26 protein-coding genes are annotated in these 26,392 nt (G+C 66.9%); 10 read left to right on the plus strand and 16 right to left on the minus strand.

The features are described from left to right. Positions 1 to 48 precede the first annotated feature (48 nt). Complete coding sequence (locus tag FW760_RS24705; protein ID WP_043860940.1) at positions 49 to 492, plus strand: TadE/TadG family type IV pilus assembly protein; 444 nt, start codon at positions 49 to 51, stop codon at positions 490 to 492. Further along, a complete protein-coding gene (locus FW760_RS24710; RefSeq protein ID WP_116052656.1) occupies positions 489 to 3,164 on the plus strand; it encodes a PAS domain-containing sensor histidine kinase in 2,676 nt (891 codons plus the stop codon). Before FW760_RS24705 ends, FW760_RS24710 begins: the two co-directional genes overlap by 4 nt. Here the strand turns inward: FW760_RS24710 and FW760_RS24715 are convergent. The 9 genes from FW760_RS24715 to FW760_RS24755 all read right to left on the minus strand — a co-directional run bounded on the left by FW760_RS24715 (position 3,149) and on the right by FW760_RS24755 (position 11,368). Continuing rightward, entirely contained in the window at positions 3,149 to 5,098 is a 1,950-nt protein-coding gene (locus FW760_RS24715) for a pilus assembly protein TadG-related protein (protein WP_446444071.1), read from the minus strand. The two genes, FW760_RS24710 and FW760_RS24715, sit on opposite strands and share 16 nt — an antisense overlap. Positions 5,099 to 5,203: 105 nt before the next feature. Beyond that, complete coding sequence (locus FW760_RS24720) at positions 5,204 to 5,773, minus strand: DUF4136 domain-containing protein (protein WP_043860942.1); 570 nt, start codon at positions 5,771 to 5,773, stop codon at positions 5,204 to 5,206. Between the two features lie 19 nt (positions 5,774 to 5,792). After that, positions 5,793 to 6,422, minus strand: coding sequence for a DUF4136 domain-containing protein (locus FW760_RS24725; RefSeq protein ID WP_446444072.1), 630 nt, complete (start codon positions 6,420 to 6,422; stop codon positions 5,793 to 5,795). A gap of 30 nt (positions 6,423 to 6,452) precedes the next feature. Beyond that, positions 6,453 to 7,202 carry a methyltransferase domain-containing protein gene (locus FW760_RS24730; protein ID WP_100632880.1) on the minus strand — a complete coding sequence of 250 codons (750 nt, stop codon included), beginning with the start codon at positions 7,200 to 7,202 and terminating at the stop codon, positions 6,453 to 6,455. Continuing rightward, a complete protein-coding gene (locus tag FW760_RS24735; protein WP_043860945.1) occupies positions 7,199 to 7,504 on the minus strand; it encodes a MazG-like family protein in 306 nt (101 codons plus the stop codon). The genes FW760_RS24730 and FW760_RS24735 overlap by 4 nt, the downstream gene beginning before the upstream one ends. Positions 7,505 to 7,626: 122 nt before the next feature. Beyond that, on the minus strand, positions 7,627 to 8,217 hold the full coding sequence (locus FW760_RS24740) for a LysE family translocator (RefSeq protein ID WP_104572955.1): 591 nt from the start codon (positions 8,215 to 8,217) through the stop codon (positions 7,627 to 7,629). 49 nt (positions 8,218 to 8,266) lie between these two features. Continuing rightward, the gene (locus FW760_RS24745) at positions 8,267 to 9,100 is read right to left on the minus strand and encodes an AraC family transcriptional regulator (RefSeq protein WP_313328576.1); all 834 of its coding nucleotides are present in this window, start codon (positions 9,098 to 9,100) and stop codon (positions 8,267 to 8,269) included. Between the two features lie 40 nt (positions 9,101 to 9,140). Next, positions 9,141 to 10,013 (minus strand): MaoC family dehydratase, encoded by an 873-nt coding sequence (locus FW760_RS24750; protein WP_446444073.1) that lies wholly within the window; start codon positions 10,011 to 10,013, stop codon positions 9,141 to 9,143. A 2-nt stretch (positions 10,014 to 10,015) separates the two neighbouring features. Continuing rightward, the gene (locus tag FW760_RS24755) at positions 10,016 to 11,368 is read right to left on the minus strand and encodes a 3-oxoacyl-ACP reductase (protein WP_446444074.1); all 1,353 of its coding nucleotides are present in this window, start codon (positions 11,366 to 11,368) and stop codon (positions 10,016 to 10,018) included. 124 nt (positions 11,369 to 11,492) lie between these two features. Here FW760_RS24755 and FW760_RS24760 point away from each other — a divergent pair, with 124 nt between their 5' ends. Further along, entirely contained in the window at positions 11,493 to 12,770 is a 1,278-nt protein-coding gene (locus tag FW760_RS24760) for an acetyl-CoA C-acetyltransferase (RefSeq protein WP_043860950.1), read from the plus strand. Here the strand turns inward: FW760_RS24760 and FW760_RS24765 are convergent. Next, positions 12,757 to 13,773 (minus strand): bile acid:sodium symporter family protein, encoded by a 1,017-nt coding sequence (locus tag FW760_RS24765; protein WP_446444075.1) that lies wholly within the window; start codon positions 13,771 to 13,773, stop codon positions 12,757 to 12,759. The two genes, FW760_RS24760 and FW760_RS24765, sit on opposite strands and share 14 nt — an antisense overlap. 85 nt (positions 13,774 to 13,858) lie before the next feature. Between FW760_RS24765 and FW760_RS24770 the strand changes: the two genes are divergently transcribed. Together FW760_RS24770 and FW760_RS24775 are read left to right on the plus strand one after the other, a co-directional pair. After that, positions 13,859 to 14,650, plus strand: coding sequence for an AraC family transcriptional regulator (locus tag FW760_RS24770; RefSeq protein WP_446444076.1), 792 nt, complete (start codon positions 13,859 to 13,861; stop codon positions 14,648 to 14,650). A gap of 192 nt (positions 14,651 to 14,842) precedes the next feature. After that, on the plus strand, positions 14,843 to 15,736 hold the full coding sequence (locus tag FW760_RS24775) for a PA4780 family RIO1-like protein kinase (protein ID WP_043860953.1): 894 nt from the start codon (positions 14,843 to 14,845) through the stop codon (positions 15,734 to 15,736). A 4-nt stretch (positions 15,737 to 15,740) separates the two neighbouring features. Here the strand turns inward: FW760_RS24775 and cueR are convergent, their stop codons facing one another. Genes cueR through FW760_RS24790 form a run of 3 tightly spaced genes read right to left on the minus strand, consistent with a single transcriptional unit; the run spans position 15,741 to position 18,982 of the window. Continuing rightward, complete coding sequence (cueR, locus tag FW760_RS24780) at positions 15,741 to 16,142, minus strand: Cu(I)-responsive transcriptional regulator (protein ID WP_043860954.1); 402 nt, start codon at positions 16,140 to 16,142, stop codon at positions 15,741 to 15,743. After that, on the minus strand, positions 16,139 to 18,541 hold the full coding sequence (locus FW760_RS24785) for a heavy metal translocating P-type ATPase (RefSeq protein ID WP_058540777.1): 2,403 nt from the start codon (positions 18,539 to 18,541) through the stop codon (positions 16,139 to 16,141). Before FW760_RS24785 ends, cueR begins: the two co-directional genes overlap by 4 nt. Before the next feature lie 54 nt (positions 18,542 to 18,595). After that, the gene (locus FW760_RS24790) at positions 18,596 to 18,982 is read right to left on the minus strand and encodes a hypothetical protein (protein WP_054916634.1); all 387 of its coding nucleotides are present in this window, start codon (positions 18,980 to 18,982) and stop codon (positions 18,596 to 18,598) included. Between the two features lie 136 nt (positions 18,983 to 19,118). Here FW760_RS24790 and FW760_RS24795 point away from each other — a divergent pair, with 136 nt between their 5' ends. Both FW760_RS24795 and FW760_RS24800 read left to right on the plus strand, forming a co-directional pair. Continuing rightward, positions 19,119 to 19,319 carry a heavy-metal-associated domain-containing protein gene (locus FW760_RS24795; protein ID WP_043860957.1) on the plus strand — a complete coding sequence of 67 codons (201 nt, stop codon included), beginning with the start codon at positions 19,119 to 19,121 and terminating at the stop codon, positions 19,317 to 19,319. Between the two features lie 252 nt (positions 19,320 to 19,571). Beyond that, on the plus strand, positions 19,572 to 20,753 hold the full coding sequence (locus FW760_RS24800) for a multidrug effflux MFS transporter (RefSeq protein ID WP_054916633.1): 1,182 nt from the start codon (positions 19,572 to 19,574) through the stop codon (positions 20,751 to 20,753). Here the strand turns inward: FW760_RS24800 and FW760_RS24805 are convergent. Together FW760_RS24805 and FW760_RS24810 are read right to left on the minus strand one after the other, a co-directional pair. Then, a complete protein-coding gene (locus tag FW760_RS24805; RefSeq protein WP_116052671.1) occupies positions 20,737 to 20,901 on the minus strand; it encodes a sensor domain-containing protein in 165 nt (54 codons plus the stop codon). The genes FW760_RS24800 and FW760_RS24805 overlap by 17 nt on opposite strands. 114 nt (positions 20,902 to 21,015) lie before the next feature. Next, positions 21,016 to 22,029, minus strand: a complete 1,014-nt coding sequence (locus FW760_RS24810; protein ID WP_446444077.1) for a zinc-binding alcohol dehydrogenase family protein — start codon at positions 22,027 to 22,029, stop codon at positions 21,016 to 21,018. A gap of 110 nt (positions 22,030 to 22,139) precedes the next feature. Here FW760_RS24810 and FW760_RS24815 point away from each other — a divergent pair, with 110 nt between their 5' ends. Continuing rightward, entirely contained in the window at positions 22,140 to 23,060 is a 921-nt protein-coding gene (locus FW760_RS24815; RefSeq protein WP_350488959.1) for a LysR family transcriptional regulator, read from the plus strand. 356 nt (positions 23,061 to 23,416) lie between these two features. Continuing rightward, positions 23,417 to 24,145, plus strand: coding sequence for an ArsR/SmtB family transcription factor (locus FW760_RS24820; protein ID WP_043860961.1), 729 nt, complete (start codon positions 23,417 to 23,419; stop codon positions 24,143 to 24,145). Between the two features lie 58 nt (positions 24,146 to 24,203). On the opposite strand, the gene FW760_RS24825 is transcribed toward FW760_RS24820, so the two are convergent. Continuing rightward, positions 24,204 to 25,157 (minus strand): adenosine deaminase, encoded by a 954-nt coding sequence (locus FW760_RS24825; RefSeq protein ID WP_054916632.1) that lies wholly within the window; start codon positions 25,155 to 25,157, stop codon positions 24,204 to 24,206. Between the two features lie 146 nt (positions 25,158 to 25,303). On the opposite strand from FW760_RS24825, the gene FW760_RS24830 reads away from it, so the two are divergent. Then, positions 25,304 to 26,389 carry a calcium:proton antiporter gene (locus FW760_RS24830; protein WP_043860963.1) on the plus strand — a complete coding sequence of 362 codons (1,086 nt, stop codon included), beginning with the start codon at positions 25,304 to 25,306 and terminating at the stop codon, positions 26,387 to 26,389. Positions 26,390 to 26,392 lie beyond the last annotated feature (3 nt).

Below are 26,392 nucleotides of genomic sequence, written 5' to 3' on the forward strand. Positions count from 1 at the left end.
TTGATTCTATGCTTGATTGCGAGTGTCATTGTCAGGGTAGACGCGATCATGAAAGCAGGCCTTGCAAGACGGCAAAAAGGTGCGGCGGCGATCGAATTCGCCGCCGTGTTCGTGGTGTTCTTCGCGGTGTTCTACGGGGTGGTCAGCTACGCCCTGCCACTGCTGATGCTGCAGTCGTTCCACCAGGCCAGCAGCGAGGCGGTGCGTCGCTGCATGGCGCTGGACCCGACCAGCGCCACCTACCGCACCGATGTGCCGGCACTGGCCCGCGAGGTACTGGCCCAGCAGCTGGCGTGGATGCCGGGAACGCTGAAGTTCCAGCCCGGCACCGACGCGGTCGTGACCCTGAGCAACACCAACCTGCTGACCGTGCGCATCAACTACGCCAAGGCCCGGCTCACGACGGTGCTGCCGGTGCTCGACCTGCCGGTGGTGGGCGAGGTGCCACGCCTGCCGGCAACCCTTGGCGCCACCGCGAGCCTTCAGCTTTGAGCGGTGGCCACGGCCTGTTCGATCGCTGGCGCGGGCGCCCGGCCGCCGCGGTGGCCGCACCGCAGGCCCCGGTACCGGCGGCGGTGGGCCTGCAGCTGTGGCTCGATGACAAGGGCCGCGTGCTGCGCCTGGGCGGCCCGCTGCGCAGCGCCCTGGCGCTGCCCGCGCAGGCTGCTGCGCGGGTGCAGGATTACGTGCAGGCGCACAGCCTGCTGGTGCTCGAAGGCGAGCCCGCCGACTGGCAGGCACAACCGCTGGACCTGGACTTCAGAACCGCCAATGGCAGCACCCTTCACACCCGCGGCTGGTTGCTGGCCCAGGGCGAGGACTGGCTGTTGCAGTTATTCGATGTGGGCGATCTGCTGCAGCAGCGTCAGCAGGGCCAGGATGCCCGGCGCCAGCAGCAACTGGCCCGCCAGGTCGGCGCAGCACTGCGCGATTGCAGCCTGGAGCGCCTGCCCCAGGTGGCCGCCGAGCAGTTGCAGCGCCTGGCCTGGCACTGGCGCATGGGCTGGGCGGCGCTGCTGCTGCGCACCCCTGGCGGCTGGCAGACCTTCGCGCGGGATGCATCGAGCGTGCCCTGGGCCGACGATGCACGCCTGAGCGCGGTACTCGACCACCTGCCGTCGGGGCGCGTGCTGTGCAGCGCCGAGTTTCCGGCCTTGCAGGTGCTCTGCCCGACTCACCCGCTGTATGTGGTGGGCCATGCGCAGCAGCATCAGGCCCAGGCCTGGCTGCTGTGCGCGGACGAGGGCGGGCAGGCCCGGCCCGAGGCGGCCCCCCTGCTGCTCGATGCCATGGCCGAGCCGCTGCTGGCGCGCCTGGCGGGCGACCGGCTGCAGGCCAGCCAGCAGCGCCTGAACAATGTACAGGGGTTGCTCGGTGCGGGCTGGTGGGAGTGGTCGCTGCACGAGCCCTACCTGCACCTGGCACCGGGGCTGGCGGCCAGTTTCGGCGTGAGTGCGCAACTGGCGCTGCCGGCCTGGTGGGCGCTGCTGCACCCGGCCGACCGGGAGGCGGCGCAACTGGCGTTCGAGGCGCTGCAGCGCGAGGGCTGCAGCCTGCAACTGTGCGTGCGCCTGCAGGCCGCGTCGCTGCGCTGGTACCGCATCTGTGGCGATGTGCACGGGCAGGGGCAGCAGCGACGTCTGCAGGGTTTCATGCTCGACATCAGCGATATCAAGGCCCAGGAGCAGCAGGCCAGGGCCGCGCACGCACGGCTGGACAACCTGATCGCCAGCTCGCCGGCAGTGATCTATATCCAGCGCTATGACGCCGGCGCGCTGCAGGCCGAATTCTTCAGTGCCAGCCTGCAGCCGCTGCTTGGCTGGACGCCCGCTGCCGACCTGCAACCGGCGCACTGGGTACACCCCGACGACCAGGCGCTGTGGCTGCAACGTACCCGCGACCTGCTGCGCGAGGGCCAGGTGCGCAGCCGCTACCGCCTGCGCGATGCGCAGGGCATCTACCACTGGGTGCTGGATGAAGCGCGCCTGCTGCGTGACGACCTGGGCCTGCCGGTGGAAGCCGTGGGTATCTGGCTCGACGTGACCGAGGCGACCCTGGCCGCCGAGCGGGTGCGCAAGAGCGAGGAACGTTACCGGGTGCTGGTGGAGGACTCTCCGGCGATGATCTGCCGCTACCGGCCCGACCTGACTGTGTTGTTCGGCAACCGCCCGCTGGCCGACTACCTGGAGTGCCTACCTGACCAGTTGCCCGGGAGCGACCTGGGGCAGTGGATGTCGCCGGCCCAGCGCGAGGCGTTCGTGCAGCGCCTGGCCGGCCTGACCCCGCAGCAGCCGGTGAGCAGTGCCGAAATCTGCCTGGAGCTGCCGGGGCGCGAACATGCCTGGTGGGTGTGGTCCGACCGCGGCCTGTTCGATGAGCAGGGCCGTCTGCTGGAGGTACAGGCGGTGGGGCGCGACAACACGGCGCTGCGGCGCAGCCAGCAGCAGCTGTTGCAGAGCGCGAAGATGGCCACCCTGGGCGAAATGGCCACCGGCCTCGCCCACGAGATCAATCAGCCGTTGAACGTGATGCGCATGGCGGTGGTCAACGCGCTCAAGCGCCTGGAGAACGGCGACGTGCAGGTGGAATACCTGCAGGACAAGCTCAGGCGCATCGATGCGCAGGTGCTGCGGGCCTCGAAGGTGGTGGACCACATGCGCGTGTTCGGGCGGCGTTCGGAGGTCGAACAGCAACTGTTCGAGCCCTGGCAGGCGGTTGAGGGTGCCGTGTCGTTGCTGGCCGACGGCCTGGCCGGCAAGGGCGTGGCGCTGAACCTGGGCCCGGCGCTGAGCGGCTGCCATGTGCGCGGCCATGCCGATCAGCTGGAGCAGGTGCTGATCAACCTGGTGGTGAATGCCCGCGACGCCTTGCTGGGCCGACGTGAGGCCGACCCGCAGTTGCGCCCCTGGATCGCGGTGGAGGCCGAGCCGGTGGCGGGTGGGGTGCGCCTGCAGGTGCGCGACAATGCCGGCGGCATCGACCCGCGGCTGCTGGAGCGGATTTTCGAGCCGTTCTTCACCACCAAGCCCAGCGGCGTGGGGACCGGGCTGGGCCTGTCGGTGAGTGGCGGAATCATCGAGGGCATGGGCGGGTTGCTCAGCGCACACAATGGCGCCGAGGGTGCGTGTTTCGTGATCGAGCTGCCGGTTCAGAGCATCAGCTGAGCGCGGTTGCCGTCACAGGTGAGGTTGGCACCGACCTCGACGTTCACCAGGTCCAGCCCCAGTGCCTTGAGCAGTGCGTTGACCAGCGGGTCGACCAACTTGCCGAGCAGGTTCCTGATCACTGGCTGCAGCAGCGCCTTGACGTCATCGAGCAGGTTGCCGGCCACCACCAGCACGTTGCCGAGCAGGTTGCCGTTGAGCGGGCGGTACACCTGCAGCTCGATGCCATTGATGGTGTTGTTCAGGCTCTGCACGATATCGCTGGCCGAGGTGGCCATGTAGGCCGGTGGCAGGTCGATGTCCGGTGGCGCGCTGGCGTTGCGAAACAGCAGGTCGGTGGCAGGCCCGGTGGAGTTGCTGCCCAGCAGCGGCGCATTGACCTTGAGCCCTACGCCACCGCCAGCGAAGGCGGTGCGCGCGCCGCAGGTGGACGGCAGTATCAGGAAGCGCGTGCAGTATTTGCTGCCGATGTCGATCAGCGGCAGCGGCGAAATGGCGGTGTTGCCCGTGCTGAAAAAGGCCTGGGGATCGCTGAACATGCCCACCGAAACGTTGAGCGCCGAACTGCGGGTGCTGGCGGTCAGGGTCTTTTCCGGCTTGCAGCTGTAGCGGGTGACCTGGCTGCTGGCGCTGGCGACTTCCAGGCCGATGTCCAGGTGTACCACCCCAGGCAGCAAACGGACGTCGCTGACCTTGCACGGGATCGCCAGCAGGCAGAACACCGACTCCAGCGTGGCCACCAGATTGAGGCTGAGCAGGTTGCTGACCACGTTGGTCAGCGGTTCGGCCAGGTCGAGCACGGCGTTGAGCAGGCCGGTGATGCTGTTGAGCAGCGGCAGCTCCAGGCTGACCAGCGCACGGACCTGAGCGGTGTGCACCTTGATGGTGTCGTACTGCGGGTTGCCCACGGCGGAGATCTGTTCGGGTTCTATGACCTTGAGGCGCAGGTTGGCCTTGACCAGCGGCGGGATGTTGAGCGGCACCTCGGCGGTGGCCGCAGTGTTCTTGTTGGCCAGCATCACCGAGGCCTTGAGCAGTTGCAGCAGTTGCATCTGGGCATCCAGGCCGGACTGGACCGCGCCGTTCTGGATGTCGAGGATATCGCCCAGCTTGACCAGCGGGTTGTTGCCGGCACCGAGTACCAGCTTGCCGAGGTCAGTCACCACCTGGGCCGCCGCGCCGCCGCGCCGGGCGAGGTCGACGGCGACATCGAGCAGGTCGGTCAGGTGCAGCTGTTTGCCCAGCAGTTCATCGTAATTGCCCACCTGCACCCCGGCCTTGATGGCCAGGGCATCGAGAAAGCTCAGCAGGTCGACGTTGACGTCGGCGATGCCCTGCCAGCCCAGTACGTCGAGGTTGACGTTGCCGCCAAGGGCTTTGAACAGGGCGTTGAGCACATCGGACTTGCGTGTGTCGATGGTCAGCAGGGTGCTCTTGAGACGCAGCATCGCCTGCGGCGGCTTGGGCAGCGAGGCCACCGCACTGGCGTGCAGGGTGGTGGTGGCCGGCACGGCGACGCCGCTCAGCAGGGCCTGTACACCGGCGGCAATGCTTGTGGCCACGGCGCTGCTGGCACTGACCCGGATCGCTTCGCTCTTGCTCGGGTTGACGGTATAGGTGCGCCGGCTGCCGGCACCGGTCTGCAGGGTGCCGCAGGTGGTGGCCAGGGTATGCTTGGCGCCGGGCGCGAAGCCGTTGCGTGCGGCGCTGGCCTGGGCCACGGTCGCCGCCTGCGGGCCGCTGCCGGTGCACACCGCACTTTGCCCAGCCGCTTCGAGGGCGGCCATGTCGACCACCCGCTGCAGCGAACGCTGTTCCAGATAGAGCCGCCCGCTATCGATCACCAACAGGGCGAACACCAGCGCCAGGGCCAGTGTCAGGGCGGCCATCAGGCCGATCGCGCCACGCTGCCGGGTTGGGAATCGGGTAGCCACGAGCACTCCTTTGCCGGCTCCAGGCCGTGCGCGAACGCATGCGTCAAAGAAGTGTAGTCAAGATAATGGCCAGTCGCCTTGAGGTGGCGACCGGCCATCGCCGGCTCAGTGGGGCGGGTAGTTGGCCAGTACCTTGGCCACGGTATTCTGGATCGCGGTGTTGCGCTCGGTGGGGCCGGGCGGGTAGTTGTTCATGATCTGCTCGGCGCTGCCGCGCCATACCAGCTTGCCGTCGCGGCTGTCGAACAGGTCGACCTGGATGGTGGCGACCTTGTAGTCGACGCTGCGGGTCTCGTTGTAGGCCGGGCCGCCCCAGTAGCCACCCCAGTAACCGCCCCAGGCACCGCCGTAGTTGGTGGTGATCTGCTGCTGGCGGTTTTCGACGATCAGGTAGGTCTGCACCTTGAGGTCACCCCTGGCGTTGCCCTGGGCCGGGCGCAGGCCACGCTGGTCGAGCTGTTCGCTGACGGCCTGGCGGATGCGCTGCTCGGTGAGGTCGCTCTTGATTCGCGGGTCGTCCGGGCGATATTGCAGGGCCGGCTCCTGCCAGCTCCAGCTGCGGTAGGCCGCAAAGTCGCGGCTGGCATCGAAGTCCTGAGTGACGTTGTTGCTCTGGCAGGCGCCGAGCAGCGCCAACAGGGCCAACAGGGGGAGTAGAGCGAGACGGCGCAGCATGATGATTCTCCGGTTGCCTTCAGCTTGGGGGGTAGCCATCCAGGGCCTTGTGCACGGCATCGCGCAGGGCGCGGGCGCGCTCGCTCGGTGAGCCCTGGCTGGTGGTTTCTGCGCTGGCGCTCCAGACCGGCTGGCCGCTGCCGGCATCGAACAGGTCCAGGCGCACCACCATCACGTCGACCTGGTAGGTGCGTATGATCGGCACGCTGCCATACACACCATAGCCGTTGCGATAGCCGCCGTAGCGGTTGTAGCCGATGCCCCCGTAGCCGTAGTTGTCATAGGGGTAGTAATCGTCGCGCACCTGGCGCAGGCGCCGTTCCATGCGCAGGTCGGCACTGACCAGCAGGTCGCTGCGGGTGTTGCGCGCAGGACGCAGGCCGCGCTGGTCGAGGGCGGCGCTGACTGCGTCGGCAAGCTCGGCCGGGTCGCTGGAGGCGCTGCCGGCCGGGAGCCGGCCGTTGCGCCATGACCAGCTGCGGTAACGGCCATAGTCACGGGCTGGTGCCGGGTAGGCGCTGGCGTCGAAGGTGGTGGCCGCCTGGGGCGGGGCCGGCGGCAGCGGTCGGGAGCTGGCCACATACGGGTTGCTGCCCTGGCAGGCGGCCAGGGCCAGGCACAACAGGCCCAGGGTCAAACGGTACGGCATGGCAGTCTCCCGGCAGACACGGCTCGGTACTCAGCGTGGGTGGCACATCCAGTGCAGGTAGCGGCCCAGGCCGGCGAAGGCCGGGTGGCGGCGGTGCGCCAGTTCCATTTCGAGCAGGTCGAGCAGTTCTGCCTTGGCCTGGAACTCGACGGGCATGTAGTCGTGGAACACCCGTACACCGCTCTCGCTGTGTATATCCCACAGACCTTCAAGGTGCGCCCGGAGTTCGCGCGGATCAAGTGGTTTTTGCGGGGTCAGGCTCTGCTTTTCACCGGCCAGGCTGGCCCCGCGCAGTTTGCGGAAATGGCCCTTGAGCAGGTTGCGGTACACCAGTGCGTCGCGGTTGTAGAAGGCCAGCGACAGCAGGCCGTCGGTGCGGGTGAGCTGGTGCAGCACCGGCAGGATGGTCTCGGGTTCGGCCAGCCATTCGAGCACGGCGTGGCACAGCACCAGGTCGTAGGGTTCGGTGAGCTGGCCAAGCAGTTCCTGCCAGGGCGCCTGGATGAAAGTGGCTGGCTGGCCGGCGGCGGCGAAGCGTTCGCGGGCGCCCTCGAGCATCGGCGCGGCGGGTTCGGCCAGGGTCACCTGGTGGCCACGCTCGGCCAGCCACAGGGCCATGTGGCCCAGGCCCGCGCCGATGTCGAGCACGCGCAGGGGGCGGTCGGGCAGGGCTTCGGCGAGGTCGGCCTGGAGCACCGCGAGGCGGATGGCGCCCTTGGCGCCGCCGTAGATCTTTTCGGCGAAGCGGGTCGCCAGGGCGTCGAAGTGGCGGTCTTTCATCGGGCGAAGCGCCGTTCGCTGTCGGCCAGCTTGCTGCGCACCACCTGGTCCATGTCCAGGCCCAGTTCGCTGCACAGCAGCAACAGGTAGAGCACCACGTCGCCGACTTCCTGGCCGGCGTGTTCGAGCTGCTCGGGGGACAGCTGGCGCGACTGGTCCTCGCTGAGCCACTGGAAGATCTCCACCAGCTCGGCCATTTCCACGCTGGCGGCCATGGCCAGGTTCTTGGGGCTGTGGAAGCCGCGCCAGTCGTTGTTGTCGCGGATGGTGTGCAGGCGGGTGGTGAGTTCTTGCAGGTTCATGGGTGGGGGCTCTCCTCGTGCGGCGTAGCTTAGCGCGGGTCGGCGGGTTTTTCAGGGGATTGTGCTGGCCTGTTCGCCGGCAACGCCGGCTCCTGCAAGCCCTGTGTCAGGTGCATGGGGCCTCACTGCCAGAGGCTGGCCCAGGCCGACACCAGCAACAGCAGCGCCAGCCCCTGGTTGACCCGGCGCAGCACCACCGGCGAACCGCTCAGGCGCCGCGCCCCGCTGCCGAGCAAGGCCCAGCCACCCAGGCACGGCAGCGCGATCACGAAGAACACCAGGCTCAGGTGCGTCACCTGCAGCAGGCGGTCGCTGGCTGCGGCATCGATGAACACGCTGGCCACCGCCAGCGCCATCATCCACGTCTTGGGGTTGATCACCTGCAACGCCGCCGCGCCCCACAGGCCGAGCCTTGCCGACGTCGCGCCCGATTGCTGCACCTGCACTGGGCTGCGAAAGATCTTCCACGCCAGCCATGTCAGCCAGGCCACGCCCAGCCCGTTGAGCAGCGGCTGCACCGCCGGGGCCCGGAACAGTGCCTCGCCCATGCCGCTGCCCACCAGCCAGACGATCAGCGCGGCGCCTGCACCGGCCCCCAGGATGATTGGCAACGCAGCGCGCAGGCCATGGCTGGCGCTGTTGCTCAGTACCAGGAAATTGGTCGGCCCGGGGGTGATGGATGCAACGAAGGCAAACAGCATGAAGGCCAGCATGGGCAGGCTCCTTGGTAGAGGGGCTTGCATGCTCGCGTGTTGGCGCGCGTCAGTCTGGAAGCTTTGTGCAGCGCCTGCGGTACTGTGCCGGGGTCATGCCATAGGCGCGCAGGAACCAGCGCCCCAGGTGGCTCTGGTCGGCAAAGCCCAGCGCTGGCGCCACCTGTGCCGGGCTCGACCCTGCCGCCAGCAGCCGGCGTGCATGGGCCAGGCGCAGTTGCACCAGGTAGGCGTGGGGCGCCAGGCCGAACGCGGCCTTGAAGGCGCGGCTCAGGCGAAAGCGGTCGATGTTGCACGCTGCGGCCAGTTGCTCGAGGCCGATGTCGTGGTGCAGGTGTGCATGCAGGTAGTCGCGCGCCCTTTGCGCCACCAGCGGCAGGCGCGGGTCGGGGTCGAGCCGGCGGCGCCATTGCAGATGCCCGCTCAGGTGCTCCAGCAACTGGTCCAGTGCCGCCTGGCGCACCATGCGCAGCTCCGGTTCGTGCAGCGACTGGAAGGCGCACGCGGTGGCCGCTGCCAGGCGCGGGTCGCTGGCCAGAGTGTGGGCAAAACCGGGTTGGCTGGCGGGCGGGGCATGCTCGGCGAAGCCGCGCAGCTCGCGCTCCAGCCATTGCGGGTCGAGGTAGAGCATGCGGTAGGTGAAGCCCTCGGGGCTGGGCGCATCGCCGTCGTGCAACTCGCCGGGTTCGAGCAGAAACACCTTGCCCGGTGTGCTCTGGTGGCGGGCGCGGCGACAGGTGAACTGCTGGACGCCCTGTTCGGTCACGCCCACCAGGTAGCTGTCGTGCCAGTGCGGATCATAGGCATGCCCGCGAAAATGCGCGCGCAGGGTCTCGATGCCGGTATCGGGCTCCTGGCGCAGGTCTATCCAGTTGCTGTTCATCGTGTGCTACCGGCAAAGAAAACCGTTATCGCCCGGTCCGTCAGGCAGGTCTAGAAGATTCGTGCAGCGTGTGCCAACTGCCGGTCATGTGCACCAGGTCGCCATGGCCTACCAGGCGGAACTGGCCGTCGGGTGCGGCTGCGCTGCCCTCCAGCACCACTTCGCTGGGCAGGCGCACAGGCTTGTGAAAGGCCACATCCACCTCGTAGCCGCTGAGCGGCAGGTGCCCGCGCAGCGCGGCCAGCGCCATGGCCTTGCTCCACATGCCATGGGCGATGGCCTGGGGAAACCCGAACAGGCGAGCGCTGAGCGCACTCAGGTGGATGGGGTTGTAGTCGCCGCAGACCTTGGCGTAGCGCCGGCCGATGTCGCTGTCGGCATACCAGCGGGTCAGCTCGCCCAGAGGCAGCGGTTCAGGGGTGTCGACGGCGGGTGGCTCGCCTTCGAGCTTGACGCCGCGACACAGCATGCGACTGCGCTCGTGCCAGAGCAGCCCCAGGCTGTCTTCGGCTTCGGTCATCAGGTCGAAGGTCGCGCCCTTGGCGTGGGGCTGCAGGTTGTCGACGAACACGCTGAAGCGCAGCGTGCCGATGCCACCCAGCGGACGCACCACGCGGATGCGGTTGTTCAGGTGCACCAGGCCCAGCAGCGGGAACGGGAAGTCGTCGGCGGTCAGCAGTTGCAGTTGCAGGGCGAACGCCATCACATGGGGGAAGGTCGGCGGCAGGTGGCTGTCGTCGCCGAAGTGGCAGAGCTTGCGGTAGGCCTGCAGGCGCTGTGGATTCACGCCGATGGCGCAGTGCAGGCCGCTGGCGGGCAGGCTGTCGCCGGTGATGCTGCGCTTGCGCGCAGCCTTCAGGTACAGCCCGCTCAGCCCTTGCGTGCGGTGCAGATCGTGCCAGTGTCGGTCCATGCTCATGCCCCCATCACGGCCTGGCCGCATACGCGCAGCACCTGGCCGTTGACCGCGCCACTGCCGGGCTGTCCGAGCCAGGCCACGGCTTCGGCAACGTCCTGCGGCAGGCCGCCCTGGCCCAGGGAGCTCATGCGTCGCCCGGCTTCGCGCAGGGCGAAGGGGATGGCCGCCGTCATGCGTGTTTCGATGAAGCCGGGGGCCACGGCATTGATGCTGGCACCCCGCTTGGCCAGCAGCGGCGCCCAGGCCTGGGCCAGGCCGATCAGGCCGGCCTTGCTGGCGGCATAGTTGGCTTGCCCGCGGTTGCCGGCGATACCGCTGATCGAGGCCAGCAGCACGATGCGTGCGTTGTCGTGCAGCGCGCCGCCGTCGAGCAGCGCCTGGGTCAGCACCTGGGGGGCCTTGAGGTTGACCGCGAGCACGGCGTCCCAGTACTCGGGGGTCATGTTGGCCAGGGTCTTGTCGCGGGTGATGCCGGCGTTGTGCACGACGATGTCGATGCCCTCGGGGAGCGCTTCGAGCAGGTGCGCCGATGCATCGCTGGCGCAGATGTCCAGCGCCACGCTGTGCCCACCCAGGCGCGCGGCCAGGGCGTCGAGGTCGGCCTTGGCCTGGGGCACGTCGAGCAGCACCACCTCGGCGCCGTCACGGGCCAGGGTTTCGGCAATGGCGGCGCCGATGCCGCGGGCCGCACCGGTGACCAGCGCCTTGCGCCCGGCCAGCGGGCGCGACCAGTCCTGTACCTGGGTGGCGCAGGCGGTCAGGCGCAGCACCTGGCCGCTGATGAAGGCGCTCTTGGGCGAGAGGAAGAAGCGCAGCGCGCCTTCGAGCTGGTCCTGCGCGGCCTGGTCCACATACAGCAGTTGCAGGGTGGCGCCGTTGCGCAGTTCCTTGGCCAGCGAACGGCTGAAACCTTCCAGGGCCCGCTGCGCCACGCTGGCCAGCGGGTCGTCCAGCGATTCGGGCGCGCGCCCCAGGATCACGATGTGCGCACTGGCAGCCAGGCTGCGCAGCAGCGGCTGGAAGAACTCGCGCAGTTGCTTGAGCTGGTCGCTGTCGGTCAGGTGGCTGGCGTCGAACACCACGGCCTTGAGCTTGGGCCCCAGGCCCGCGACCCAGGCCGGCAGTTCGAGGCTTTCATCGGCATAGCTGTAGACCTCGTCGGTCAGGCGCCTGGCAAAGGCGGCCACGTTCGTCACCAGCGGCCCGCCGCCGAGCAGCAGGGCGCCTTCGACCGGGCGCAGCCTGCCGGCTTCCCAGCGCTCCAGGCGGGCGGGGGTGGGCAGGCCGACGGCACCGGCCACGCGCCGACCGAATGAAGAGTTGGCGAAGTCGATATAGCGGTCGCTCATGTGAACGTCTCCCGGAAATTAAGCACCAAAGTGTGGACCATGTTTCGCCTTCGGTCGTTCGACTGGCGAAAAAACACCTACGCTATAGCGGGTCTATCCCGTCTCGGAATAAGGAAGTCTGTGCATGCGCGCTTTACGTCGGGTCGCGATCATCGGCGGCAATCGAATCCCGTTCGCCCGCTCCAACGGGCCCTACGCCACGGCCAGCAACCAGGCGATGCTGACTGCGGCAATCGAAGGGCTGGTGGAGCGTTTCGGCCTGCATGGCCTGCAACTGGGCGAAGTGGCGGCGGGCGCGGTGCTCAAGCACTCGCGCGACATGAACCTGACCCGCGAATGCGTGCTGGGCTCGCGGCTGTCGCCGCAGACCCCGGCCTATGACCTGCAGCAGGCCTGCGCCACGGGGCTGGAAACCGCGCTGATGGTGGCCAACAAGATCGCCCTGGGGCAGATCGACAGCGGCATTGCCGGCGGTGTGGACACCACCTCCGATGCGCCGATTGCGGTCAACGAGGGGCTGCGCAAGTTGCTGCTGCAGGCCAATCGGGCCAAGACCACGGGCGACAAGCTCAAGGTGTTCCTGCAGCTGAGGCCCTGGCACCTCAAGCCCGAGCTGCCGCGCAATGGCGAGCCGCGTACCGGGCTGTCGATGGGCGAGCACTGCGAGCTGATGGCGCAGACCTGGCAGATAGGCCGTGCCGAGCAGGACGAGCTGGCCTTGCGCAGCCACCAGAACCTCGCCCGGGCGTTTGCCGAAGGCTGGCAGGACGACCTGCTCACGCCCTTTCTGGGCCTGACCCGCGATCACAACCTGCGCCCGGACCTGACCCTGGAGAAACTTGCCAGCCTCAAGCCGGTGTTCGAGCGCAGCGCCAAGGGCACGCTGACGGCGGGCAACTCCACGCCACTGACCGATGGCGCTTCGGTGGTACTGCTGGCCAGCGAAGAGTGGGCGCGCGAGCGCGGGCTGCCGATCAAGGCGTATTTTCTCGATGGTCAGAATGCTGCGGTGGATTTCGTCAAAGGCCAGGAGGGGCTGCTGATGGCGCCGGCCTATGCGGTACCTCGACTGCTGGAGCGCAACGGCCTGACCCTGCAGGACTTCGACTTCTACGAGATCCACGAAGCCTTCGCCGCCCAGGTGCTGTGCACGCTGAAGGCCTGGGAAGACGCCGACTACTGCCAGAGCCGGCTGGGCCTGAGCGAGCCGTTGGGCGCCATCGACCGCGACAGGCTCAACGTCAAGGGCAGTTCGCTGGCTGCAGGGCACCCGTTCGCCGCCACCGGCGGGCGCATTCTGGCCAACCTGGCCAAGCTGCTGGACGAGGCCGGCCAGGGCCGCGGGCTGATTTCGATCTGCGCCGCGGGCGGGCAGGGCGTGACCGCGATCATCGAGCGCTGACCAGCGGCGCCTCCTTGGCCAGGGGCGCCGGGCGGTTGGCGTAGTGTTCGGCCATGATCGAGCACACGATCAACTGCAGCGGGTGATAGATCATGATCGGCAGCAGAATCAGCCCCAGCCCGGGATGGGCGCCGAAGATCAATGCGGCCATCGGTGCGCCGGCGGCCAGGGATTTCTTGCTGGCGCAGAACACTGCGGCGATCTCGTCGGCCGGGCTGAACCTGAGCAGCCGCGCGCTGCGGGTGGTCAGCCACAGGATCAGCGCCAGCAGCAACGCGCTGCCCAGAACGGCGGTGAGCAGTACCGAGCCACCCTGCTGCTGCCACAGCCCCGAGATCATCGAGTTGCAGAACGCCGCGTACACCAGTAGCAGGATCACCACCTTGTCCATCACGTTGGTGTAGCGCTTGTGGCGGGCAAAGAAGCGGCCCAGCCACGGGCGCAGCAACTGCCCCAGCACCAGCGGCAGCAGGAGCATGGCGCACAGGTCGAGCAGGGTGGCGCCCAGGTCGATGCCATCGCTGCCGTTGCCCACCACCAGGCTCACCAGCCACGGGGTCAGGAAGATGCCCAGCACGCTGGACAGGCTGGCGTTGAGGATTGCGGCGGGCACGTTGCCGCCGGCGCTGCCGGTCAGCGCCACCGACGAGGAGATGGTCGAGGGCAGGGCGCACAGGTACAGGAAGCCGAGCATCAGCAGCGCCGGCACATGGCTGCCCAGCACGCTGTCGCCCAGCCACCACAGCAGCGGGAACACCACGAAGGTGAAGCCCTGCACCATCAGGTGCAGGCGCCAGTTCTTCAGGCCATGGCGGATCTGTTCGCTGGACAGGTTGATGCCGTGAAGGAAGAACACCACGAACACGCCGATGTTGATCACGTATTCGGCGTGCATCGAGCCGCCACTGGCACCGAAGTGCGGGAACAGCCAGGCGAGGAAGGTGGCGAGAAACATGCCGCACAGAAACCAGTCGGTTACCACGCGCTTGAGGTGAGCTTGCATAGGCGGGCCTGCGAATCATCTTGTAATAACGAAGCGGCAGGCTAACCTGTGGCCATTCTTCCGTCTCGCGACACAAGGCCAAGCGATGCCGAGTAACGGACAAAATCTGCTGCCACGCCCTATCCCGCTGCTCGATACCCTGCCGCGGCCACTGTATGCGCGTGCCGAAAGCCTGGGGGCCGGCTCGTGGACGCCGCGTCATCGACACGACTGGATACAGTTTTCCTATGCGATCAGCGGGGTGCTGGGGGTGTACACCGCCGAGGGCAGTTTTTTTGCACCGCCGCAGTGGGGCGTGTGGATACCGGCCGGGGTGGAGCATGAGGTGATTACCTCGACTCGTGCCGAAATGCGCAGCCTGTATGTGCGTCAGGCCGATGCAGCGTGGGCCGGGCCGCGCTGCCGGGTGCTGGAGGTGACGCCGCTGGCCCGTGAGCTGATCAAGCAGTTCTGCCTGTTCCCGGTGGATTACGCCGAAGGCGAGAGCCCCGAGGCACATCTGGTGCAGGTGCTGCTGGAGCAGTTGCAGGGGCTGCCCGAGGTGGGTTTTTCGTTGCCGCTGCCGCAGCACCCGCGCCTGCTCGAGGTGTGCAATGCATTGCTGGCGCACCCGGAGCAGGACGCCGGCCTGGCCTACTGGGCCGAGCGCCTGGGGCGTTCGCAGAAGACCCTGATGCGGTTGTTTCAGCGCGAGACGGGGCTGAGCTTTCGCGGCTGGCGCCAGCGCATGCGCCTGCTGTCGTCGCTGCAGGCGCTGGAGCAGGGGCAGAGCGTGACCCAGGCGGCGCTGGGTTGCGGCTATGAGTCGACGTCGGCGTTCATCGTGGCGTTCAAGGGCTTGTTCGGGGCGACGCCGGGGGAACTGTTCAGGCAGTGAGTGTCTGCCATGTTCGGGAAGCCACGAGGCACTCGGTGCAGGCGGGATTAAATTATTTGGACATTATCGGGTCCACTTCCTTTGAGGGCCTTGTTGTATCGTGAGCGCGCATCTGGCTCATGGCTGTGAGACGATGGCCGGCAACCCGTGATACCCGTGTGTTTGGCAAAACAGGACCCAGAACAAAAGCCGATGAAGACTCCAAAACGCATAGAACCACTGATAGAAGACGGGCTGGTCGATGAAGTCATCCGACCCCTGATGAGTGGCAAGGAAGCCGCGGTGTACGTGGTGCGGTGCGGTACCGAGCTGCGCTGCGCCAAGGTCTACAAAGAGGCCAACAAGCGCAGCTTCCGTCAGGCCGCCGAATACCAGGAGGGCCGCAAGGTGCGCAACAGCCGCCAGGCGCGGGCCATGGCCAAGGGCTCCAAGTATGGGCGCAAGGAGGCCGAGGAGGCCTGGCAGAATGCCGAGGTGGCAGCCCTGTTTCGCCTGGCCAGTGCCGGCGTGCGGGTACCCAAGCCGTTCGACTTTCTCGATGGCGTGCTGTTGATGGAGCTGGTGTCCGATGCCCATGGCGATGCGGCGCCACGCCTGAACGACGTGCACCTGGAGGCCGATCAGGCCCGCGAGTACCACGACTTCGTGATCCGCCAGATCGTGCTGATGCTGTGCACCGGCCTGGTGCATGGCGACCTGTCGGAATTCAACGTGCTGCTCGGCCCTGACGGCCCGGTGATCATCGACCTGCCCCAGGCGGTGGATGCGGCCGGCAACAACCATGCGTTCAGCATGCTCGAGCGCGATGTGGGGAACATGGCCGGGTACTTCGGCCAGTTTGCCCCGGAGCTCAAGGCCACCCGCTACGCCAAGGAAATGTGGGCGTTGTACGAGGCCGGCGAGCTGACTCCGGAAAGCCCGCTGAGCGGGCAGTTCGCGGAGGACGAGCACAGCGCCGATGTCGACGGGGTGATGCGCGAGATCGAAGCGGCGCGCCTGGACGAGGCGCGCCGGCAGGCTGCACGCGCCGAGGCGGAGAACGGCCCGGCCAAGGCCGAGGAACCGCCACCGCCGTGGATGCAGTAACGCGCTAGTGACAGCAGCTGCCGGCTGCCAGGTCCTTGAGGATCGGGCAGTCGGGGCGATCGTCCCCCTGGCAGTGGGCGACCAGCTCGCTCAGCGTATCGCGCAGGCTCACCAGCTCGTCGATGCGCCGGTTCAGGTCAGCGATATGCTCGTTGGCCAGGGCTTTCACGTCGGCGCTGGCGCGCTGGCGGTCCTGCCACAAGGTCAGCAGTTTGGCCACTTCCTCCAATGAAAACCCCAGGTCTCGCGAGCGCTTGATGAATGCCAGCGCGTGCAGGTCGTCCTGCTGGTAGAGGCGGTAGCCACTGTCGCTGCGCGAGGCCGGCTTGAGCAGGCCGATTGACTCGTAGTAGCGGATCATCTTGGCGCTCAGGCCGGTACGTTTGGCGGCTTGTCCGATGTTCATGGGGCATCGTCCTGTGGCGGCGTTTGCGGTTTCCAGGTTTTGAGCAGCAAGGCGTTGCTGACCACGCTGACGCTCGACAGGGCCATGGCCGCACCGGCCAGCACCGGGTTGAGCAGGCCGAAGGCCGCCAGCGGAATACCGATCAGGTTATAGATGAAGGCCCAGAACAGGTTCTGGCGGATCTTGGCGTAGGTCTTGCGGCTGATCTCCAGGGCGGCCGGTACCAGGCGCGGGTCGCCGCGCATCAGGGTGATGCCGGCGGCCTGCATGGCCACGTCGGTGCCGCCACCCATGGCGATGCCGATGTCGGCGGCGGCCAGGGCCGGCGCGTCGTTGATGCCGTCACCCACCATCGCTACCACACCCGATTTCTTCAGTTCGAGAACAGTGGCGGCCTTGTCGGCCGGCAGCACCTCGGCGTACACGTCATTGATGCCAAGGGCCTGGGCCACCACCTTGGCGCTACCGCGGTTGTCGCCGGTCAGCAGGTGGCTGCTGATGCCCTGTTGGCTCAGCTGGCGTACGGCGGCGTCTGCGCCAGGCTTGAGGCTGTCGCCGAAGGCGAACAGGCCCAGCACCCGTGGTTGCGCACCGCGCTCGATCAGCCACGACAAGGTGCGCCCCTCGGCCTCCCAGGCCTGGGCGCTGGTGGCGAGTTCACCCGGTTGCAGGCCGCTTTCTTCCAGCAGGCGACGGTTGCCCAGGGCCAGGTCGCGGCCATTGAGGTGGCCGGCGATGCCGCGGCCGGTCAGCGATTGGCTGTCGTCGATGTCGGGTACGGTCAGGCCCTGCTCCTGGCAGGCATCCAGTACCGCCTTGGCCAGCGGGTGTTCGCTGCCGCGTTGCAGGGCGCCGGCCAGTTGCAGCAGTTCGCCTGCCTCGATGCCCTGGGCCTTGCTGTGAACGATGCGCGGGCTGCCGGAAGTGAGGGTGCCGGTCTTGTCGAACACCACGCGGTTGACTGCATGGGCACGCTCCAGCGCTTCGGCGTCCTTGATCAGGATGCCGTGGCGCGCGGCCACGCCGGTACCGGCCATGATCGCGGTGGGTGTGGCCAGGCCCAGGGCACAGGGGCAGGCGATGACCAGCACGGCCACGGCATTGATCAGCGCGGTTTCGATTGGCGCGCCGGCCAGCCACCAGCCGACCAGGGTTGCCAGGGCCAGCACCAGCACGGCTGGCACGAACACCTGGCTGACCCGGTCGACCAGTTTCTGGATGGGGGCCTTGGCGGCCTGGGCGTCTTCGACCAGGCGGATGATGCGCGCCAGCACGGTTTCAGTACCCAGAGCCAGCACACTTACCAGCAGGCGGCCTTCGCCGTTGATGGCGCCGCCAGTCACGCGGTCGCCCGGCTGCTTGGGCACTGGCAGGCTTTCGCCGCTGATCAGGGCTTCGTCGGCATGGCTCTGGCCCTCGATCACCTCACCGTCCACCGGGAAGCGTTCGCCAGGCAGCACGCGCACCAGGTCATGCAGGCGCAGGGCGCTGATGGGTACGTCCCGCTCCTGGCCGTCGATCACCTGCAGGGCGCGCTCAGGGCGCAGAGCTTCTAGGGCGCGGATGGCACTGGCGGTCTGGCGCTTGGCGCGGCTTTCCAGGTACTTACCCAGCAGCACCAGGGCGATGACCACCGCCGAGGCTTCGAAATACAGGTGCGGCATGCTGCCTGCGGTGGCCCGCGCCCATTCGTACAGGCTCAGGCCGTAACCAGCGCTGGTGCCCAGGGCTACCAGCAGGTCCATGTTACCGGCCCCGGCGCGTACCGCCTTCCAGGCCGCGACATAGAAGCGTGCGCCCAGGATGAACTGCACGGGGGTGGCCAGCACGAACTGTGCCCAGGCCGGCAGCATCCAGTGGATGCCGAAGGGCTGCAGCAGCATCGGCAGCACCAGCGGTAGGGCCAGCAGTATGGCCAGGCCGACCGACCAGCGCTCCTTGCGCAGGCGTCGCTCGGCGTCGGCCTGGTCGGCCTTGCCCGCTTGCGGCAGGCTGGCCGTGTAACCTGCCTGGGTCACCGCGTCGATCAGCAGCGCGCTGTCGACCTGCCCCAGCAGCTCGATGTGCGCGCGCTCGTTGGCCAGGTTGACGCTGACCCGCTGTACGCCGGGCACCTTGTTCAAGGCCCGCTCCACGCGCCCGGCACAGCTGGCGCAGGTCATGCCGCCAATCTGCAGTTCGAGGCTCTGGGCGGGCACGCTGTAACCGGCCTGGCTGACGGCGTCGACCAGTGCCGGCAGGGCGTCGGCAGGGGCTTGCACCCGGGCGTGTTCGGTAGCGAGGTTGACGCTGACGTGTTCGGCGCCGGCGACTTTGCGCAGGGCGCGCTCGACACGACCGGCGCAGCTGGCGCAGGTCATGCCTTGAATCGGCAGATCGAAGGTGGTTGATGCGGACATGGGGCTCTCCTCCTTGGACAGGCGCCAAGCATCAACCTTACCCCATTGGCAAGGTCAATAGCCCAGAGCGGCCTTCTTCAGGCTGAGGCCATTGTTGTCCATGACGATGCGGTACTTGTTGACCTGGCCCGCCAGTACGTTGATTCGCGTGCTGCGCTGGTTCTCGATGCCGTTGTTGCAACCCGGTGCCTGCCCGGGAAGCAGGCGCAGGCGCACGTTCACCGGGCCGCCCGGCAGGTTGAACGAGGTGGAGTGTTCCTGGAACAGTCGCGCCGACAGCTGGTCGTTGAGATAGATGCCGATCTCGCAGGACGTGGCGACCTCCAGACGCTCGCGGGAAATGATCAACACGCTGTAGTCCGACGGCCCTTCGGCGCTGGCCAGGGGCACGATGCTGCACAACCCGAGCAAACCGATAAGGCCCAATGCTGCCCTGCCCATGAATGAATCTCCTGCTGATCGTTCGACAAGGGCGCAGCTTGGCCGAGCTTGGCGCGGATTTCCAGTTCGGCATGCACTTGACCTTGCCCCGATGGCAAGCTTGAGACTGCGCTCAAATCCCAAGGAGGTAGTTCCCATGCAAGTATTCACTGTTCAAGGCATGACCTGTGGCCACTGTGTGAAGGCCGTGACCCGTGCGGTACAGAGCCAGGATGCACAGGCCATCGTAGAGGTGGACCTGGCCAGCAAGCAGGTGCGCGTCGACAGTTCGCTGCAGGCGCCGCAGATCGTGCAGGCGATTGTCGATGAGGGTTACAAGGCCGAGCTTGTGGCCTGAACAAGCCGGTAGCCGCTTCGCCTGTAGGAGCCAGCCTTGCTGGCGAACCGGCGCGAAGCGGCTACCGACCCTGCATGGGCGGTGTGTCTGCTGCACTGTGCATTCCGGTGTGCGAGCGCTGCGCGCTCGATTGCCGGCAAGGCCGGCTCCAACAAGGGGCGCACGTGCCAGCGAATTCGGCAAAAGATTCGCGGCTTATCCATGGCAGCCCGGTTAGACTAAGGCACTTGCTTAGCCTGCTATGGATTCCCGATGAACCTGCGCACCATCCTGATCCTCGGCGCACTCAGTGCGTTCGGGCCGTTGGCGATCGATTTCTACTTGCCCGGCTTCCCGGCAATGGCCCTGGCCTTTGCGACCGACGAAAAACACATCCAGACCACTCTGGCGGCCTATTTCCTGGGCCTGTCGCTGGGGCAGCTGGCCTATGGCCCGGTGGCCGACCGCTTCGGTCGACGCATTCCGCTGCTGGTCGGGGTGACCCTGTTTACCCTGGCGTCGCTGGCCTGTGCCTTTGCACCGAGCCTGGACGCCCTGATCGCCGCGCGTTTTGTACAGGCCCTGGGTGGTTGCGCAGGCATGGTGCTGTCGCGGGCCATCGTCAGCGACAAGTGTGATGCAGTGGCTTCGGCCAAGGTGTTCTCGCAACTGATGCTGGTGATGGGCCTGGCGCCGATCCTTGCCCCGATGCTGGGCGGGGTGCTGGTCAACCTGTATGGCTGGCAGTCGATCTTCCTCGTGCTCACCCTGTTCAGCGCCGGCTGTACGCTGGCCGTTGCCCTGGGCCTGCCGGAGAGCCTGCCTTCCAACCAACCACGCCAGCCGCTGTCGGGGGCGTTGCGCCAATACGGGCGCCTGCTCAAGGACCGCGTGTTCATGGGGCATGCACTGACCGGCGGCATCGCGATTGCCGGCATGTTCGCCTATATCGCCGGGTCGCCCTTCGTGTTCATCAAGCTTTATGGGGTACCGGCCGAACATTACGGCTGGCTGTTCGGCAGCAATGCGGCGGGCTTCATCCTGGTGGCGCAGGTGAATGCGCGATTGCTGGCCAAGCGTGGGCCTGCCTTTTTGCTGGCCCGCACGGTGTGGGTATACCTGGCGGCCGGGCTGGTGCTGCTGGGAATCAGCGCGCTGCATACGCAGGCGCTGTGGCCGTTGCTGGTGCCGCTGTTCGTGTGCATTGCCAGCCTTGGCTGCATCATCCCCAACGCCTCGGCCTGCGCCATGAGCGGGCAGGGTGCCCGCGCCGGCAGTGCCTCGGCGTTGCTGGGGTGCGTGCAGTTCAGCGTGGCGGCGGGTGCGGCTGCCCTGGTGGGAGTGCTGCATGACGGCAGCGCGCTGCCGATGGCGCTGGTCATCAGCCTGTGCGGTGCGGCGGCGGTGGGCGTGGCTATGTTGACCCGACGCCTGCAGCTCAGCCGACCTGCTTGAGCGGGTGCGGGGCCCGCAAGCGTTGTTGCAGGGTGTCGACAAAGGCGCGAGCCTCGGCCTCGCTGCGAAAGCTGACCACATGCTGGTCGAGCTGAACCTGCCACGGGCACCCGGGTTTGCGGGCTGATGCACTGACGATAATCTTCATCGCTGCCTACCTGTGTGGTTGGGTAAATGCAGCAGCATTGTAGCGCCGCGACCGGGCCCCGGCATGACCGGCGTCAGCGTACTGACTGACGGTCATGCCGGGGCCCGGAGGGGCTCAGAACCCTTCCAGCACGATCTTGCCCTTGGCTGCACCGCTTTCGAGCAGCGCATGGGCCCGGCGCAGGTTGGCTGCATTGATCGGGCCGAAATGCTCGCCCAGGGTGGTCTTGAGGGTGCCTGCGTCGATCAGCTCGGCCACGCGGTTGAGCAGCGTGTGCTGCGCCTGCATGTCGGCGGTTTCGAACAGCGAGCGGGTGTACATGAATTCCCAGTGCAGCGACAGGCTCTTGCGCTTGAGCTTGGTCACGTCAAACTGCTTGGGGTCGTCGATCAGCGCCAGCTTGCCCTGCGGGGCGAGTGCCTCGACCAGTTGGTCCAGGTGCTGGTCGGTCTGGGTCAGGCTGGCAACGTGGGTAACGCTATCGATACCCTGCGCCTTCAGGGCCTGGGCCAGGGGCTGACGGTGATCGACTACCACATCGGCGCCCAGCTCCCTTACCCAGGCCTGGGTTTCGGGACGTGAAGCGCTGGCGATGACCTTGAGCCCGGTCAGTTGGCTGGCCAGTTGAGTCAGGATCGAACCGACGCCGCCGGCGCCACCGACGATCAGCAAGCTCTGGCCCAGGTCGGCCTTGCCTTCGGCGATCTGCAGGCGTTCGAACAGCAGCTCCCAGGCGGTAATGGCGGTCAGCGGCAATGCGGCGGCTTCGGCGAAACCCAGGGTTCGGGGCATGTGCCCGACGATGCGCTCGTCGACCACGTGCAGCTCGCTGTTGCCACCGGCGCGGGCGATGGAGCCTGCGTAGTAGACCTTGTCGCCAGGCTGGAACAGGCTGACCTCGCTGCCCACCGCCTTGACCACACCGGCAACGTCCCACCCCAGCACCTTGGCCATGCCGGCCTCGGGTTGCACGTTCTGGCGCACCTTGGTGTCGACCGGGTTGACCGAGATGGCGTGCACCTGCACCAGCAGGTCGCGCGGGCCAGGCTGCGGGGCGGGCAGCTCGATGTCCTGCAGCGCGGCGGGGTCGGCGATCGGCAACGATTGATAGTAGGCAATGGCTTTCATGAAGAGGTCCTTGAGGGGGGAGTGCCGCCATCATCAGTGCTTTCACTTGGGGTTAAAACCCGATAAAACGGCAGATACTTTCAATTTATTTTTGATAATGAGGCCGACAAGTGCTGCGTACCGATGATCTGCAACTGTTCGTGCGCGCCGCGGAACTGGGCAGCCTGTCGGCCGCTGCGCGCCAGCTGGACCTTTCGCCGGCAGTGGCGAGCGCAGCGCTCAAGCGCCTTGAGGCGCAATTGAAGGTGCGGCTGCTGGCCCGTTCGACGCGCAGTCTGCGCCTGACCGCTGAAGGCGAGGGGTTCCTCAACCACGCCCGGGTAGCCTTGGCCAGCCTCGAGGAGGGACGGCGGGCGTTGGCTCAGGGCCAGGCCGAGGTGAGCGGTGTGCTGCAGTTGTCGGCACCGTCGGATTTCGGACGCAATGTGCTGTTGCCCTGGTTGGACCAGTTGCAGCAGGCGCACCCATTGCTGAACGTGCGCCTGCTGCTGGGCGATCGCAATGCCGACCTGTTTCGCCAGCCGGTGGATGTGGCGCTGCGCTACGGCACCCCCGAAGACTCGAGCCTGGTGGCGCTGCCCCTGTGCTCCGACAACCGCCGGGTGCTGTGCGCCGCACCTGATTATCTGGCGCGCCATGGCCAACCGGCGACGGTTGCACAGCTGGCCGAGCACAACTGCCTGCTGTACCAGTTGGGTGGCCGTGTGCATGACCAGTGGCGCTTCAGTGACGGGGCCGCGACACAGACGGTGCTGGTGCGTGGCGACCGCTTTTGCGACGACGCCGACGTGGTACGGCGCTGGGCCGTGGCAGGTGTGGGCATTGCCTACAAGTCATGGCTGGATGTGGCAGCCGATGTGAAGGCAGGGCGCCTCGAAGTGCTGCTGCCCGGGGTGCGGGGTGAAGCTGCGCCGCTGAATCTGCTGTGCACCCACCGGGCGCAGCTCGGCAAGCCGGTGCAGTTGCTGCGCGACGAACTCAAGGCCAGATGCCGGCACCTGCTGGAGCCGCTGCTGGCGATGACCGGCTAGGCAGGGCCGGCTGTCGGGCGCTGGATCAGGGTCATACATTTCATTTTAGGTTGAGTGACTTGTTTACCTTGGATGTAGGGCGTTGCGCGCTCATCGGCCCTTGAGCGCAACCCTCGCTCTGCAGGGAAAGCCGCCCCCATGCGGCTGTGGTGCCAGGGGCGGAAGGCCCGCCACCCGAAAGTGACCTTTGCAGAAGGCCACATGGTTGCCCAAAACGGGCAATTTTGCCGGAGATAGAGGCCGTTTAAGTGCTTACAGGCCGGCATATACTTGCCCCCGCAGTCGTTACCAGCAAGAGACGTTTCCATTGCAGGGGCGGGCAAGTTACGTCTTCGGAATCCGCAGGGAGTGCAGATATGAAACCTGTAGCAAGTATCAGTGTGATCGCCAGCCTGCTGGCTGACCCCAAGCGCAGCGCCATGCTGTGGGCCTTGATCGACGGTCTGGCCCGCCCCTCCGACGAGTTGGCCAGGATGACCGGCCTGACACCTTCTTCCACCTGCGCTCACCTTGGGCGCCTGCTGGCAGGGGGGCTGCTGAAGATAGAGGCGCGCGGGCGCAAACGGTATTTTCGGCTGGCAGCCCCGGAGGTGGGCGCCGCTGTGGAGGCGCTGGCCAGTGTGCCGGTGCGCGAGCATTTTCGTCAGGGCGTGCGTGTCAGCCGGGAGGCGCCGGGGATCCCGCTGGCGATGCGCCGCGCACGCTTGTGCCGTGACCACCTGGGCGGTGAGCTGGCGGCCGACCTTTACCAGCGCTTGCAGGAGGCCAAGTGGCTGGAGCTCTGCGACCGCCAGTTGGAGGTCAGCTCGCTGGGGCGCCTGCACTTTGCCGACTTTGGCATCTTCGTCGAGGCATTGGCACTGCGCGAGGGCAGAGCCTGCAGCGCGTGCAGTTGCTGCAGCGAGTGGAGCGAGCAGCGCCCGCACCTGGGCGGGGCTCTGGGCAGCAGCCTGCTCAGGCTTTTCGTTCAGTCGGGCTGGGTGCGCATGAACGGTGACTCGCGCGCCTTGCACGTCACCCCCGCCGGGTTGCGTGAAATCCCGCTGATTGCACAGTCGCCCATGCCGTTGGCGGTGGGGGAGTAGCCGCAGGTGGCGGGCAAGGCCGACCCACCGGTGATGGGTCGACCTGCCCGCGCAGAGGTCAGGGCTTGAGCAGGCGCGCATCCAGGCTGTTCTGCGCCAGACGCCTGGCCTGGTCCTGGGTCATGCCGAGGTGGGTATGCAGGGCATGGAAGTTCTCGGTCACGTAGCCACCGAAATAGGCTGGGTCGTCCGAGTTCACCGTGACCTTCACGCCACGCTCGAGCATCTCGAGGATGTTGTGTTCGCGCATGTGGTCGAACACGCACAGCTTGGTGTTGGACAGAGGGCAGACGGTCAGCGGGATCTGTTCGTCGATGATGCGCTGCATCAGGCGCTCGTCCTCGATGGCGCGCACGCCGTGGTCGATACGCTGGATCTTGAGCAGGTCCAGGGCTTCCCAGATGTACTCGGGCGGGCCTTCCTCGCCGGCGTGCGCGACCGTCAGGAAGCCTTCGCTACGGGCGCGGTCGAACACGCGCTGGAACTTGCTGGGCGGGTGGCCTTGCTCCGAGCTGTCCAGCCCCACGGCGATGAAGGCATCGCGAAAGGGCAGGGCCTGATCGAGGGTGGCGTGGGCCTCGTCTTCGCTCAGGTGGCGCAGGAAGCTCAGGATCAGGCCACTGCTGATGCCCAGCTTGCGCTGGCCATCCTTGAGGGCTGCGCTGATGCCGGCCAGTACCACCTCGAACGGGATGCCCCGGTCGGTATGGGTCTGGGGGTCGAAGAACGGTTCGGTGTGGATCACGTTCTGTGCCTTGCAGCGCAGCAGGTAGGCCCAGGTAAGATCGTAGAAGTCCTGCTCGGTGCGCAGCACGTCGGCGCCCTGGTAGTACAGGTCGAGGAACTCCTGCAGGTTGTTGAACGCATAGGCCGCGCGCAGGGCCTCCACATCGTTCCAGGGCAGGGCGATGCCATTGCGTTCGGCCAGAGCGAACAGCAGTTCGGGCTCGAGCGATCCCTCCAGGTGCAGGTGCAATTCTGCCTTGGGCAGCGCGTTAAGCCAGTCGTACATAGCGTGTTCTCATCAAGGTGCGGTTGCGCGCCATTCTACAGCGGTTGACGAGGGGCGGCGCGAAACCTGGCCGGATGGTCCGGCAGCAGGAAACCTTCCACAGCAGCTACAGTCTCTAGCCACACCCCTTCTGTTCAAGGCCGCCGATGCTCAAGCTACTGACCCAGGAAAAGCTCTTGCTGCTGGCCGTGGTGACCGCCCTGCTGGCCTGGCCATTGGAGCCGTTGTTGCTGGGGCACGGCCATGGCGTGGCGTTGTTGGCCGGGTTCGCGCTGGTGGGGGCGATCGTGTGCGCCTCGATGCGGGTTGCACAGCATGCCGAGCTGCTGGCGGAAAAGGTCGGCGACCCCTACGGCACCATGATCCTGACCCTGTCGGCGGTCTTGGTGGAGGTGGTGATCCTGGCCATCATGATGAGCAATGAGGCCTCGCCGACGCTGGTGCGCGACACCATCTACTCGGCGGTGATGCTCGATATCAACGGGATCCTGGGCCTGGCCGCGTTGATGGGCGGGCTCAAGCACGGCGAGCAGAGCTACAACGACGATTCGGCACGCACCTACAGCGTGATGATCATGACCGCGATGGGCGTGTCGATGGTGGTGCCCGAGTTCATCCCCGAAGCCCAGTGGCATCTGTATTCGGCCTTCACCATCGGCGCGATGGTGGTGCTGTATACGCTGTTTCTGCGCATGCAGGTGGGGCCGCACAGCTACTTTTTCAGTTACAGCTACCCGCAGAAGAAACGCCGCGACCCGGTGGCAGGGACGCCGGGCGGCCACAAGGCGCGATCGATCGCGATTCTGATTTCGGGGGTGGTGGTGATCGGCCTGCTGGCCGAAGTCATGTCCAAGACCCTGGACTATGGCCTGGAGGGCAGCGGAGCACCGCCGGTACTGACGGCAATCGTGGTAGCGGCCATCTCTGCCGCGCCAGAGATTCTCACCGCATTGCGCGCGGCGCTGGCCAACCGCATGCAATCGGTGGTCAACATCGCCCTGGGGGCCTCGCTGTCGACGGTGATCCTCACCGTGCCGCTGATGGAGGCCATGGCCCTGTACACCGGTCAGCCGTTCCAGATGGCCATGACCCCGGTGCAGACGGTGATGATCTTCATCACGCTGATCGTCAGCGCCATCAACCTGAACGATGGCGAAACCAACGCGATCGAGGGCATGACCCACTTCGTGCTGTTCGCCACGTTCATCATGCTGGCGCTGCTGGGCCTTTAGCTG

It is taken from the genome of Pseudomonas sp. 1176_21 (assembly GCF_052850635.1).